Source organism: Streptomyces canus, from assembly GCF_030816965.1.
Taxonomy (GTDB): domain Bacteria; phylum Actinomycetota; class Actinomycetes; order Streptomycetales; family Streptomycetaceae; genus Streptomyces; species Streptomyces canus_E.
Window position 1 is genome coordinate 5,650,537 of record NZ_JAUSYQ010000002.1, and the last position, 13,366, is coordinate 5,663,902.

A 13,366-nucleotide genomic window follows, 5' to 3' on the forward strand; every position below is an offset into this window, starting at 1 on the left:
GCGTTCATGCGCCGCCCGCCCGCCCTGTGCATGCGCGCCTCTCGGCCGTGAGGCTTCTCTCTCCCGGTGCAAAACCTCACAAAGGGACCCATATGTAGTATCCGGTGCGCGGGTGCGGTGCGTGTGCTGTGTAAGGTCCGGGGGCTGAGAGGCCACGGAAGGGACCGATCCGGTGAACAAGAAGCTCGCGGCCGCACTGTCCGGCGGTGCGGTACTGGTACTGGCGCTGACGGGATGCAGTGGCAGCGAGGACAACAAGGAACTCGACGCCTGGGCCAAGAAGGTCTGTGACCTGGTGCCGGCCCAGAACAAGAAGATCACGGCGGCCTACGACGCGATCACCAAGGCGGCCGAGGACACCGAGAGCACCCCGGCGGAGCTCCAGAAGGCCGACTCCCAGGCCTTCCAGGACCTGTCCGACGGCTACAAGGCGCGCGCCACGGTCATCCGCACCGCCGGAGCGCCTCCCGGTGCCGAGGACGGTGAGAAGAAGCTCCAGGCCGCCGTCAAGCAGCTCACGGCCCTCTCGGCCGCCTATGCCGACATGAAGACGCAGGTGGACGGGCTCAACACCAAGGACCAGGCGAAGTTCGCGACGGGCCTCAAGGATGTCTCGGCCGAGATGAAGAAGGTGGAGACACAGCGCCAGACCGCGCTCGCCGCGCTGAAGGACCTGGAGTCGGGCGACACCAAGCAGGCACTGTCCGAGCAGTCGGGCTGCAAGCAGGCCGCGACGTCGCCAGGAGCCTCCGCACCGGCGACGGACAGCTGAGCGCACTCCGGTCTGCCGACGACCGAGCGGCCGCGCCGTGGTGCGCCCGTTCCCGCCTCACTGCATGAGGGCGGGCGTCGCCTTCGCCGTTCACCGACGGCTCGGCGTCCGCACCGGCCGCGGTGGCTGAGCGGCGCCGCGAGTGGCTCGGTAAGGCGTGCGGCGCGGCGGGCGCGGGCCACAATGGGGGCGTGAGTACCTCCAGCCTGCCCACGCTGCCCGCCGCCCCCGCCTCCGGCCGTCCCGACGTCACCGCCCAGTTGCGGGACGCCCTGATCGGGGCCTCCTTCACCGCAGACGGGCTGCTAGAGCTGCTCGGCGCGCCCGCGTACGCGGCGCTCGCGCGCAGCGAGACCGTGCCCGCGCTCCGGGCGACCCGCGGGGACGCCCCGCTGGCGGTGCTCGTACGCCTGTTCCTCCTTCAGCAGCCGGTGCCCCACGCGCGCGTGGCGGACGTGATGCCCGTCGACGCGTGTCTGGAGAGCGGCTGGCTGGTCCGTGTCGGCAGCGCTGAGGTGGCCGCGACGGTGGACGTACGGCCGTACGGCGGACCCGGCGGCGAGGACTGGTTCATCGTGTCGGACCTCGGCTGTGCGGTCGGCGGCGCGGGCGGCATCGGCAACCGTGACGAGGGTGTCGTCCTCGGAGTCGGCGGTGCCTCCACGACCCTGGCCGGCCTTACCGTCCGTACCCCCGTCGCCTCAGCCCTCGACCTCGGTACCGGCTCCGGGATCCAGGCCCTGCACGCCGTACAGCACGCCACGCGCGTGACGGCGACCGACCTCAACTCGCGCGCGCTGCACATCACCGCGCTCACGCTGGCGCTGTCCGGAGCCCCGGCGGCCGATCTGCGGGAGGGCTCGCTGTTCGAGCCACTCAAGCAGGGGGAGACGTACGACCTGATCGTGTCGAACCCGCCCTTCGTGATCTCGCCGGGCGCGCGGCTGACGTATCGCGACGGGGGGATGGGCGGGGACGATCTGTGCCGCTCGGTCGTCCAGGGGGCGGGAGAGCTGCTCAACGAGGGCGGGTTCGCGCAGTTCCTCGCCAACTGGCAGCACGTCGAGGGAGAGGACTGGCAGGACAGGCTCAGGTCGTGGGTGCCGCGCGGGTGCGACGCGTGGGTCGTGCAGCGCGAGGTGCAGGACGTCACGCAGTACGCCGAGCTGTGGCTCAGGGACGCCGGTGACCACCGGGGCGACCCGGCCGAGTACCAGGCGCTCTACGACGCCTGGCTGGACGAGTTCGAGGCGCGCAAGGTGCGGGCCGTCGGCTTCGGCTGGATCACCCTGCGCAGGACGGGCTCCGCCGTGCCCTCGATCACCGTGGAGGAGTGGCCGCACCCGGTCGAGCAGCCTCTCGGCGACACCGTCAGGGCGCACTTCGAACGCCTCGACTACCTGCGCGCCCACGACGACGCGGCCCTGCTGGAGGCCCACTTCAGGCTCGCGCCCGAGATCATCCAGGAGCAGGTCGGGCTGCCCGGCGCGGAGGACCCGGAGCACGTGGTGCTGCGTCAGCACCGCGGGATGCGCCGGGCCACGAAGGTGGACACCGTCGGGGCGGGCTTCGCCGGTGTGTGCGACGGCTCGCTGAGCGCGGGCCGCATTCTCGACGCGATCGCCCAGCTCATGGACGAGGACCCGGTCATGCTGCGCGACCGTACGCCCGCGCAGATCCGGCTGCTGGTGGAGCAGGGGTTCCTGGAGCCCGCGTGACCTGACGCCGGCCGGCCGGCCGCGGCTGAGGCGGACTCGACCTCCTGAGGCCCCTGTGTCCGCTCTGACGGGATTGCCACGGAAAAGGGCTCCTGTCAGTGGCAGGTGCGAAGCTACCTTCGAGAGACAGAGCTGACGCGTTCTCGGGGGAGACGCGCTGTCTCGGACCCGGTGCCCGGGTCTCGGGGGGAGGCGTGATGGCGGGGGAGACGCCGGATCAGGGTGAAGGCAGGACCATCAACGGCCGCTACCGGCTGCTGCGGACACTCGGCGCTGGCGGCATGGGCCGGGTCTGGCTGGCCTACGACGAGGAGCTGGACTGCGAGGTCGCGATGAAGGAGATCGCGGTTCCGGACACGCCTATGGACGCGGGCGAAGCGGCCGTGGGGGTCCCCCCGCTCGAGCGAAGCCGAGAGTGGGGGAGCATTGCCCGGGCCCGCAGCGAGGCCCGGCACGCGGCCCGGCTGCGCGGCCATCCACATGTGGCGACGGTGCACGACGTGGTGGTCCACGAGGGGCTGCCGTGGATCGTCATGGAGCACGTGCCGGACGCGGTCGACCTCCAGGCGGTCGTACGGCGTTCCGGGCCGCTGTCGCCCGAGCAGGCGGCCCGCATCGGCCTCGCCGTCCTCGACGCCCTCACCGCGGGGCACCGCGTCGGCATCCTCCACAGGGATGTGAAACCGGCCAACATCCTTCTGGCGCCGGACGCTTCGGGCGATCCCTACGCGCGCGTGCTGCTCACCGACTACGGCATCGCCCTCCGGCCCGAGTCCCGCGAGCCCCGTCTCACCGCGACCGCGGGCATCCTCGGCACCCCCGGCTATCTCGCGCCGGAGCGCGCCCGGGGCGAACCGCCCACCCCGGCTGCCGACCTGTTCTCCCTGGGCGCCACGCTGTACGCCACTGTCGAGGGCCGCGGGCCCTTCGACCGCCACGGCGACTTCGCCACGCTGACGGCCCTGCTGGGCGAGGATCCCACCCCGCCCGTCCGGGCCGGTGAACTCACACCGGTGCTGCTGGGGTTGCTGGTCAAGGATCCCGTGCGCAGGTTCTCACCGGAGACGGTGAAGCGGGGGCTGGAGCGGGTCGTGCAAGGGGGCTGGGGCGCCGGGGGTGCGGCGGGGTCGGGGTACGGCTCCTCGGCGGCAGGGTTCGGGCCGCCTGTCGGTCGCTGGGGGCCGGCGCCGGGAACTCCACAATCGCCGCACACTCCGGTGGGCGCGGCCGGAGACGGCGGTCCGGAAGACACGCGCCCCGGCCCCGGGGAACCGGCCACGCCGGGGGCGACACCCGGCTCGACGCCGCCGTACAGCCCATGGCCGCCCGCGGCAGGGCAGGCGCCGGAACCGGGCAACCCGTATGCGCAGGGGGCGGGTTCGCCGTATGCGAGCGGGGGCTCCTCGTCACCGTACGGCGGCGGTGGTCCGGGCTCACCGTACGGCAGCGGTGGTGCGAGCTCACCGTACGGCGGCGGTGGTCCGGGCTCACCGTACGGCGGCGGTGGTCCCGGCTCCCCCTACGGCGGTGGAGATTCGGCGCCGTACTCGGGCGGTGGCTCCTCGCAGCCGTACGGGAGCGGGACGCCCGCCGGGTACGGCGGCTCGGGTGCGCCCGGCAGTCCCACCGTCGCCGGCGCACCCACCTCCTTCGGCGGGCCTGCCGGTCCTGGCGGACTCGGAGGACGGGCGCCGTTCTCGCCGGCCCCGGCCCCGGCCCCGCCCCCGCCGCGCCCCGCCGCCAAAAAACGCCTCGCGCTCGTCGCCCTCGTCCTCGGTGTGCTCCTCGTCGTCACAGGCGGTGCGTGGGGAGTCGTGGCGCTGACCGGGGACGATGGCAGGAAGGACACGGCGACCAAGTCCTCGCCGAGCACCAGCGCAAGTTCGCCACAGGGGGCGTCGCCCATCGGGCCCGTACTGCCGTACGGCGAGGTGGTCGGGCTCGAGGAGCCCCTCGAGACCGGGGACTGCGTGCAGGCGGTCTGGTCGGGGACGCCGTTCAAGTCGGCGCCGAACCTGGGGGTCGTGGACTGCGCGGACGACTGGCCGGACGGCCAGGTGGTGGCCGTCGACACGGCCGCCGACTTCGCCGACGCCAAGGCCCAGGGCGCGAAACGCTGCGCCAACCTGAGCCGGGCCGTCGTGGACGCGCTGCCGGACGCGGCCGGGTACGCCGTCGTGCCGACCGAGGAGGGCTTCGGTGCGGCGGGCAGCGGTACGGCATGTCTCGTACTCGGCCGCCATGCCGCGATAGGCGGTGAGGTCGGCCGCTTCCGGGACCTGGGCACCGACTTGTGGGTGGGTCAGATGAGTGTCGGCGACTGCTGGGTCTACCAGCAGCTCGACGACGGCTACAAGGCTCCGCTCACCGACTGCTCGAAAGCCCACACGGACCAGGTCATCGGCACTGTTCAGGCCCCGGCCGGAATGAGCTACAAGAAGGGCACCGACAACGCGACCAAGTTGTGCGGCAACAGATTCAAGTCGATTTGGGCGCCTGGCCAGGAGCGTCTCGTGTACGGCTGGGTGGCCGACGAGGACGACTGGAAGAAGGGATTCAACAAGATCGTGTGCACGGTCAGCCTGACCGACAACAAGAAGTCGAGCGGGAAGATACCCCCGCCCGGCGCGGTCTGAATCCGGTCGGTTTCCGCGCCGAATCCGGTCGCCCCCCTCGGAGAAGCGCGGGATCCGAGCGAGAGCCGGGCGAGAACCGGACGGGTTCCGTGACCGACCGGGAGGGCCGGGGTGGCGATCCGGCGCTCGGCCGGTGACCGGTCCGGGGGAGTCCGCGGTCGTGTCGGTGCGGCGTTCACCCGGGGTTCGTCTGTCCGCCGCCCGCGCGTGCCAGTCTCCGTCGAAGGTGCACGCGCGGGCAGGAGAAAAGGGGCACGGGGAACCATGGAGAGCGGACCGGCGATCTTCGCGGGAATGGTGTTCGCCCTGTTCGGAGGAGGGCTGCTGGTGTGGACCGCGGCCCGGGTGCGCCATCGCGAGCCCGTCGCCCACGGTGTGAGTCCCGTCGCATCCGCGACCGTCGCGAGCCTCGCCGGGCTCATCACGCTGGCCCTTGCCGCATGGTGCTTCACCCGCCTCTAGAACGGCTCCCGGAACGTCCGCGCGAGCGGGTCGACCGGTAATGGGGAGATCACCCTCCGGATGAGCTCGAAAAGGCCGGTGGGCACTCGAGGCGGCAGGAATGGCGGTAGTCGGGTTACCGTTCGAGTGGCCGTTGCGGGCTTTTCCCGTTTGACACGGGGGCGGGATGTACCGTCACACTCCGCAGCGTCAGCATGACCCGACCCCGGGAACCAAGGCCTGGGGAGAGACCCCAGTGTCGACCGGAGAGAAGAGCGAAGTTGTCCCCGACCAGCGAGACCGCAAAGGGCGGCCGCCGACTCGTCATCGTCGAGTCGCCTGCCAAGGCGAAGACGATCAAGGGCTATCTCGGCCCCGGATACGTCGTCGAGGCGAGCGTCGGGCACATCCGCGACCTCCCCAACGGCGCCGCGGAGGTGCCCGAGAAGTACACCGGCGAGGTCCGCCGCCTCGGCGTGGACGTCGAACACGACTTCGAGCCGATCTATGTCGTCAACGCCGACAAGCGGGCCCAGGTAAAGAAGCTCAAGGATCTGCTGAAGGACTCCGACGAGCTCTTCCTCGCCACCGATGAGGACCGCGAGGGCGAGGCGATCGCCTGGCATCTCCAGGAGGTGCTCAAGCCCAAGGTCCCGGTCAAGCGGATGGTCTTCCACGAGATCACCAAGGCCGCGATCCAGGCCGCCGTCGCCAACCCGCGCGAGCTGAACCAGAAGCTGGTCGACGCCCAGGAGACCCGCCGCATCCTCGACCGCCTCTACGGCTACGAGGTCTCGCCGGTCCTGTGGAAGAAGGTCATGCCGCGCCTGTCGGCCGGCCGTGTCCAGTCGGTCGCGACCCGGCTCGTCGTGGAGCGGGAACGCGAGCGCATCGCGTTTCGCTCTGCCGAGTACTGGGACCTGACGGGCACCTTCGCGACCGGCCGCGCGGGGGACTCCTCGGACCCGTCGTCGCTGGTCGCCCGCCTCCAGAGCGTCGACGGCAGGCGGGTCGCGCAGGGCCGCGACTTCGACTCCGTGGGACAACTGAAGAGCGCGAACACCCTCCACCTCGACGAGGCGAACGCCCGCGCCCTGGCCGCCGCCCTCGAGCAGACCCGGTTCGCGGTCCGCTCGGTCGAGTCCAAGCCGTACCGCCGCTCGCCGTACGCCCCGTTCCGTACGACGACCCTCCAGCAGGAGGCCTCGCGCAAGCTCGGCTTCGGCGCGAAGGCGACCATGCAGGTGGCCCAGAAGCTGTACGAGAACGGCTTCATCACCTATATGCGTACGGACTCCACCACCCTGAGCGACACCGCCATCACCGCGGCCCGCGCCCAGGTCACGCAGTTGTACGGCGCCGACTACCTGCCGTCGTCCCCGCGCACCTACGCCGGGAAGGTCAAGAACGCGCAGGAGGCGCACGAGGCGATCCGCCCCTCCGGTGATCGTTTCCGTACACCCGCCGAGACCGGCCTGACCGGCGACCAGTTCAAGCTCTACGAGCTGATCTGGAAGCGCACGGTCGCCTCGCAGATGAAGGACGCGACCGGCAACAGCGTGACCGTGAAGATCGGTGGCACCGCCGCCGACGGGCGGGACGTCGAGTTCAGCGCCTCCGGCAAGACGATCACCTTCCACGGCTTCCTCAAGGCCTACGTCGAAGGCGCCGACGACCCGAACGCCGAGCTGGACGACCGCGAGCGCAGGCTGCCCCAGGTCGCCGAGGGCGATGCCCTGAGCGCCGAGGAGATCACGGTCGACGGGCACGCCACCAAGCCCCCGGCCCGCTACACCGAGGCCAGCCTGGTCAAGGAGCTCGAGGAGCGCGAGATCGGCCGCCCGTCGACGTACGCGTCGATCATCGGCACGATCCTCGACCGCGGCTATGTCTTCAAGAAGGGCACGGCGCTCGTGCCGTCCTTCCTGTCCTTCGCCGTGGTCAACCTCCTGGAGAAGCACTTCGGCCGGCTCGTCGACTACGACTTCACCGCCAGGATGGAGGACGACCTCGACCGCATCGCGGCCGGTCAGGCGCAGTCCGTGCCGTGGCTGAGGCGCTTCTACTTCGGTGAGGGCACGGCCACGGGCGGCGCGGCCGAGGCGGGCAACGGCGACGGGGACCACCTAGGCGGTCTCAAGGAGCTGGTGACCGACCTGGGCGCGATCGACGCGCGCGAGGTGTCGTCCTTCCCGGTGGGCAACGACATCGTGCTCAGGGTCGGCCGCTACGGCCCGTACATCGAGCGCGGCGAGAAGGACTCCGAGAACCACCAGCGGGCGGACGTCCCCGAGGACCTGGCCCCCGACGAGCTGTCCGTGGAGCTCGCAGAGGAACTGCTCGCCAAGCCGAGCGGTGACTTCGAGCTCGGCGCCGACCCGGTGACGGGTCACCAGATCATCGCCCGCGACGGCCGTTACGGCCCTTACGTCACCGAGGTGCTCCCCGAGGGCACCCCGAAGACCGGCAAGAACGCCGTGAAGCCGCGTACGGCCTCGCTGTTCAAGTCGATGTCGCTGGACACGGTGACGCTGGAGGACGCCCTCAAGCTGATGTCGCTGCCGCGAGTCGTCGGCGTCGATGCCGAGGGCCAGGAGATCACCGCGCAGAACGGCCGCTATGGGCCGTATCTGAAGAAGGGCACGGACTCGCGCTCGCTGCAGACCGAGGACCAGCTCTTCACGATCACCCTCGAAGAGGCTCTGGAGATCTACGCGCAGCCCAAGCAGCGCGGCCGGGCCGCCGCCAAGCCGCCGCTGAAGGAGCTGGGCACCGACCCGGTCAGTGAGAAGCCGGTCGTGGTCAAGGACGGCCGCTTCGGGCCGTACGTGACCGACGGGGAGACCAACGCGACCCTGCGCTCCGGCGACAGCGTCGAGGAGATCACCCCGGAGCGCGGTTTCGAACTGCTCGCCGAGAAGCGGGCGAAGGCGCCCGCCAAGAAGACGGCGAAGAAGGCGCCCGCCAAGAAGGCCCCGGCCAAGAAGGCGACGGCCGCCAAGAAGACCGCGGCGAAGAAGACGACCACGGCCGTGAAGAAGACGACGGCGAAGAAGACGACCGCGAAGAAGGCGACCGCTTCCAAGACGGCGTCCGAGGACTGAGTCCGGCCCTGTTTCGGGCCGGATTCCTCCACTGAGGCTTCGCAATGCGAACGCCCCGGCATCACTTTGGTGTCGGGGCGTGCGCACCTGCGGACGCGCTCCCCAGGCTGTCGGTGGCTCCCGATAGGCTGAATGCATGACCCGTGCCCAGCAGCCAACGGCCCTTGACCCGGCCCCCGACGACGCCCTGGTCGCGGACTCCCGCGAGCGCGCCGTCCGCGCCCTGCTGCGCAGGCCCCAGCTCAAACGCCTGTGGAGCGCCCAGCTCGTCGGCGGGATCGGCGACACCCTCGCACTCCTGGTGCTGGTGCTGCTGGCCCTTCAGGCGGCCATCGCCCAGGGCTCGTTCGGCGGTGGCTACCGGGGCGTGGCGTTCGCAGTGGCGACCGTCTTCGGTACGCGCATCCTGGCGACGCTGCTCTTCGGCGCCGTCCTGCTCGGCCCGCTGACCTCGCTCACTTCGCACGAGGGGCCGCTCGACCGCCGGTGGACCATGGTCGGCGCGGACGGAGTCAGGCTCGCCCTGCTCATCGTCGCGCCGCTGTGGATTGACTGGACGCCGGACAACGCCCTCGCGATGCTCCTGGTGACCGTCTTCGTAATCGGGGTCGCCGAGCGCTTCTGGACGGTGTGCCGCGAGAGCGCGGCGCCCGCCCTGCTGCCGGAACCTCCCCCGGAGGGGGCGACGGTACGGCCCCTGCCGGACCACCTGGACGCACTGCGCCGCCTGTCGCTGCGGACGACCTTCGTGGCGATCCCGCTGGCCGGTGCCGCGCTCGTCGTCGCCGGCCTGCCCTCAACAACCTGCTGGGTTCCGGCCTCGACTGGTTCGGCCAGCACCAGGCGGCCCTCGCGTCGTACGTCGCGGCCGGTCTGTTCGCCGCGTCCCTGTCCGTGCTGACCTTCCTGGAACTGCCCGGCACACGCACCCCGCGCGCGCGTTCGCCGCTGGAGGGGCTGCGTCGGCCCAAGACGGGCACCGGCGTCGACAAGGGCCGTACCGGCGCGATTCCGCTGCTGGTGGCGGCCTGCGCGGCCGTCGCCGGAGCGATCGCGGCCGCCGTGGCCGTCGCTGTGCTGCACGCCAAGGACCTGGGCGGCGGCCCGGTGATGTACGGCCTGATGGTCGCCGCGCTGACCGGCGGTGTCGTGGTCGGTGTCCGTACGGCACCCAAGGTGCTGGTCTCGCTCTCGCGGCGGCGGCTGCTCGCGCTGGCGATCGCCTTCACCGGCATCGCCCTGCTGGCCGCCGGGCTCGTCCCGGACGTCACCACCGTGCTGCTGATCGACGTGTTGGCCGGTGTCGGCGCGGGTGTGGCCGCCAACACCGGGCACACCCTGCTCGACCAGGAGACCGAGGAATACCGCCGGGTGCGGATCACCGAACATCTGCACGCGGTCGTGCGGGTGGGCGTGGCGCTCGGCGCGCTCGTCGCCCCCGTGGTGGCCGCGGCGATCGGCCCGCACCGGCTGGTGAACGGCAAGTTCGTGTTCGCGCACGGCGGCGCCGCGTTCACCCTGATGCTGGTCGGCGCGCTGCTGCTGCCGGTCGCCGCGCTGGTGCTGGCCAAGGTCGACGACCGGTCCGGCGTCCCCCTGCGGCACGACCTGCGGGACGCGCTGCTCGGCGGCGACGACCCGGTGACCGTGCCTGCCGACCATGGCTTCTTCATCGCGCTGGAGGGCGGCGACGGGGCCGGGAAGTCCACCCAGGCCGAGGCGCTCGCGGAGTGGATCCGGGCCAAGGGCCACGAGGTCGTGGTGACGCGCGAGCCGGGGGCGACCCCGGTGGGCAAGCGGCTGCGGTCGATCCTTCTGGACGTGTCGAGCGCCGGGCTCTCGCACCGGGCGGAGGCGCTGCTGTACGCGGCGGACCGCGCGGAACACGTGGACACCGTGGTCAGGCCCGCACTGGAGCGCGGTGCGGTCGTGATCTCCGACCGCTACATCGACTCCTCCGTGGCCTACCAGGGCGCCGGGCGCGACCTGTCCCCGACGGAGATCGCCCGCATCAACCGCTGGGCGACGGACGGTCTGGTGCCTCATCTGACCGTCCTGCTGGACGTGTCCCCGGAGATCGCCCGCGAGCGGTTCACCGAGGCGCCGGACCGGCTGGAGTCGGAGCCGGCGGAGTTCCACGCGCGCGTGCGGTCCGGATTCCTCACGCTGGCCGCCGCCGACCCCGGGCGGTACCTGGTCGTGGACGCGGGACAGGAACCCGAGGCCGTCACCACCGTCGTACGCCATCGGCTCGACCAGATGCTGCCGCTGTCCGAGCAGGAGATCCGGGAGCAGGAGGAGGCCCGGCGCAAGGCCGAGGAGGAAGCGCGTCGTCGGGCCGAGGAAGAGGCCGCGCGCAAGGCCGAGGAGGAGCGCCTGGAGCGGGAGCGCCAGGAGCAGCTGGCACGGCTGAAGGCCGAGGAGGAGGAGCGCAAGCGGCGCGAGCTGGAGGAGGCCCAGCGTCGCGAGGCCGAGCGGCAGGCGGAGGAGGCCCGGCTGCGGGCCGAGGAAGCACGCAGGCGGGCCGAGGAGGAGCGGGTACGTCTCCTCGCCGAGGAGAAGGCGCGCGCTGAGGAAGAGGCACGGCGCAAGGCCCAGGAGGAGGCCGCCCGCAAGCGGGCCGAGGAGGAGGCGCGACTGCGTGCCGAGGCCGAGGAGCGGCGGCTGGAGAAGCAGCGCAAGACCGAGGAGGCGTTGCTGAGGGCGGAGGAGGCCCGGCGGCTCGCCGAGGCCGCGGCCTTGGCGGCGGAGGCCGGACCGAAGCAGTCTGCCGCTCCTGCGGCGGGGATGGACGCGGCGACCGTGCCCACGCCCGTGGTGACGCCGACGAACGCGTCGGGCGGGCCGGTGGACGAGACGGCTGTGCTGCCCCGGGTGCCCATGGAGAAGGGTGACGAGGACGCGTCCGCAGAGGGGGCTCCCGGTGGGGCCACCTCCGACGCCGAGGTGACGGCCGAGCTGCCTCAGCCGCCGGTGCCTCCGGGTGCGGCGGACGAGACCGCGGTGCTGCCTCCAGTCCCCCCGGGGGCTGCCGATGAGACGGCCGTGCTGCCGCCGGTGGCTCCGGGTTCCGCCGACGAGACCGCCGTGCTGCCTCCTGTGCCCGGGGACGGGCCCTCGGATCGGGTGCCGCCGGGGTACTTCCGCGACGAGGAGCGGACGCGAGAGCTGCCGCAGGTCGACGAGACGGGGACGCCTCGGCGGAGGGCGCGGTCGGACTGGGCCGAGGAGACGCCGTTGGACGATCTGCCCACGCTCGCCGATGAGCTGCTCGGGCCGCATGACGACGGGTACGGGGACGATCGCGGCCGACGTCGGGGGCGGTAGCGGTCGATCCGCGGGTGCGGGCGCATGGGGCCGGCCCCCACCGGCCCGCAGCCGACGACCGATCGTCGGCCCCGCTGTCAGTGGTCGCCCCCACAATGGATCCCGTAGCGCGGAACATGACGAAAGGGCGGCGTGACCCATGACCGTATGGGACGACCTGGTCGGCCAGGAGAGAGTGAGCGAGCAGCTCGCGGCCGCTGCTCGGGACGCCGACGCCCAGGTCACCGCGGCCACCACCGGCACCCCGCCGCCCGAGGCGTCGAAGATGACGCATGCCTGGCTGTTCACGGGACCGCCCGGAGCGGGCCGGAACCAGGCGGCGAGGGCCTTCGCGGCCGCGCTGCAGTGCGTCAGCCCGGACCGGGCTCTCGGGGGAATCCCCGGCTGCGGGTTCTGCGACGGGTGTCATACGGCACTCATCGGCACCCACGCCGACGTCACCTCCGTGGCCGCCGTCGGCACCCAGATCCTCGCCGACGACATGCGGGACACCGTCAGGAAGTCTTTCACCTCGCCGGCGACCGGCCGCTGGCAGATCATCCTGGTCGAGGACGCCGAGCGGCTGAACGAGAAGTCGGCCAACGCGGTCCTCAAGGCCGTGGAGGAGCCCGCCCCCCGTACCGTCTGGCTGCTGTGCGCGCCGTCCATCGAGGACGTCCTGCCGACGATCCGCTCCCGCTGCCGCCACCTGAACCTGAGCACCCCCTCCGTGGAGGCCGTCGCCGACATGCTCGTGCGCCGGGAAGGCGTCGAGCCCGCCGCCGCCATGGCCGCCGCCCGCGCCACCCAGGGCCATGTCGACCGGGCCCGCCGCCTCGCCACCGACCCGGCCGCCCGTGAGCGCCGAGCCGCTGTACTGAAGCTGCCCCTGCGCGTCGACGACGTCGGCGGCTGCCTCAGGGCGGCGCAGGAACTCGTCGACGCGGCGGCCGACGACGCCAAGCAGCTCGCCGAGGAGATGGACGGCAAGGAGACCGAGGAGCTGAAGGCGGCGATGGGTGCCTCCCAGGGTGGCCGGATGCCCCGCGGCACGGCGGGCGTGATGAAGGACCTGGAGGACAGACAGAAGCGCCGCCGCACCCGCACCCAGCGCGACAGCCTCGACCTGGCCCTGACCGACCTCACCGCCTTCTACCGCGATGTCCTCGCCCTCCAGCTCGGCTCACGGGTGGCGATCGCCAACGCGGACGCCGAGGACGCCCTTGAGCGGCTCGCCCGCGGCAGCTCCCCGGAGACCACGCTCCGCCGTATCGAGGCGATCGGCGCCTGCCGTGAGGCTCTCGACCGCAATGTGGCCCCGCTGCTCGCGGTGGAGGCGATGACGATGGCGCTCAGAGCGGGCTGAGGTCCGGGCGGGGTGATCACGCG

Annotated in this window: 6 protein-coding genes and 1 pseudogene; all 7 read left to right on the forward strand. The window is 72.0% G+C overall.

What is annotated here, in order from left to right:
* Positions 1-172 precede the first annotated feature (172 nt).
* The 7 genes and pseudogenes from QF027_RS27085 to QF027_RS27115 all read left to right on the forward strand — a co-directional run bounded on the left by QF027_RS27085 (position 173) and on the right by QF027_RS27115 (position 13,343).
* Positions 173-772 carry a small secreted protein gene (locus QF027_RS27085; protein WP_307077624.1) on the forward strand — a complete coding sequence of 200 codons (600 nt, stop codon included), beginning with the start codon at positions 173-175 and terminating at the stop codon, positions 770-772.
* Positions 773-963: 191 nt separating this feature from the next.
* Positions 964-2,490, forward strand: coding sequence for a DUF7059 domain-containing protein (locus QF027_RS27090; RefSeq protein ID WP_306978297.1), 1,527 nt, complete (start codon positions 964-966; stop codon positions 2,488-2,490).
* Positions 2,491-2,687: 197 nt separating this feature from the next.
* Entirely contained in the window at positions 2,688-5,126 is a 2,439-nt protein-coding gene (locus QF027_RS27095) for a protein kinase domain-containing protein (RefSeq protein WP_307077626.1), read from the forward strand.
* A 264-nt stretch (positions 5,127-5,390) separates the two neighbouring features.
* The gene (locus QF027_RS27100) at positions 5,391-5,588 is read left to right on the forward strand and encodes a hypothetical protein (protein ID WP_307077628.1); all 198 of its coding nucleotides are present in this window, start codon (positions 5,391-5,393) and stop codon (positions 5,586-5,588) included.
* 260 nt (positions 5,589-5,848) lie between these two features.
* Positions 5,849-8,671, forward strand: coding sequence for a type I DNA topoisomerase (gene topA / locus QF027_RS27105; protein WP_307077630.1), 2,823 nt, complete (start codon positions 5,849-5,851; stop codon positions 8,669-8,671).
* Between the two features lie 136 nt (positions 8,672-8,807).
* Positions 8,808-11,998 (forward strand): annotated as a pseudogene (gene tmk / locus QF027_RS27110) (dTMP kinase).
* Between the two features lie 139 nt (positions 11,999-12,137).
* A complete protein-coding gene (locus tag QF027_RS27115) occupies positions 12,138-13,343 on the forward strand; it encodes a DNA polymerase III subunit delta' (protein WP_057612275.1) in 1,206 nt (401 codons plus the stop codon).
* Positions 13,344-13,366: the final 23 nt, after the last annotated feature.

What these genes read in the sequence shown, in the direction of transcription:
- QF027_RS27100 (WP_307077628.1), top strand. Translation starts at nt 5,391, where the DNA reads ATGGAGAGCGGACCGGCGATCTTCGCGGGAATGGTGTTCGCCCTGTTC.
- QF027_RS27095 (WP_307077626.1), top strand. Translation starts at nt 2,688, where the DNA reads ATGGCGGGGGAGACGCCGGATCAGGGTGAAGGCAGGACCATCAACGGC.
- QF027_RS27115 (WP_057612275.1), top strand. Translation starts at nt 12,138, where the DNA reads ATGACCGTATGGGACGACCTGGTCGGCCAGGAGAGAGTGAGCGAGCAG.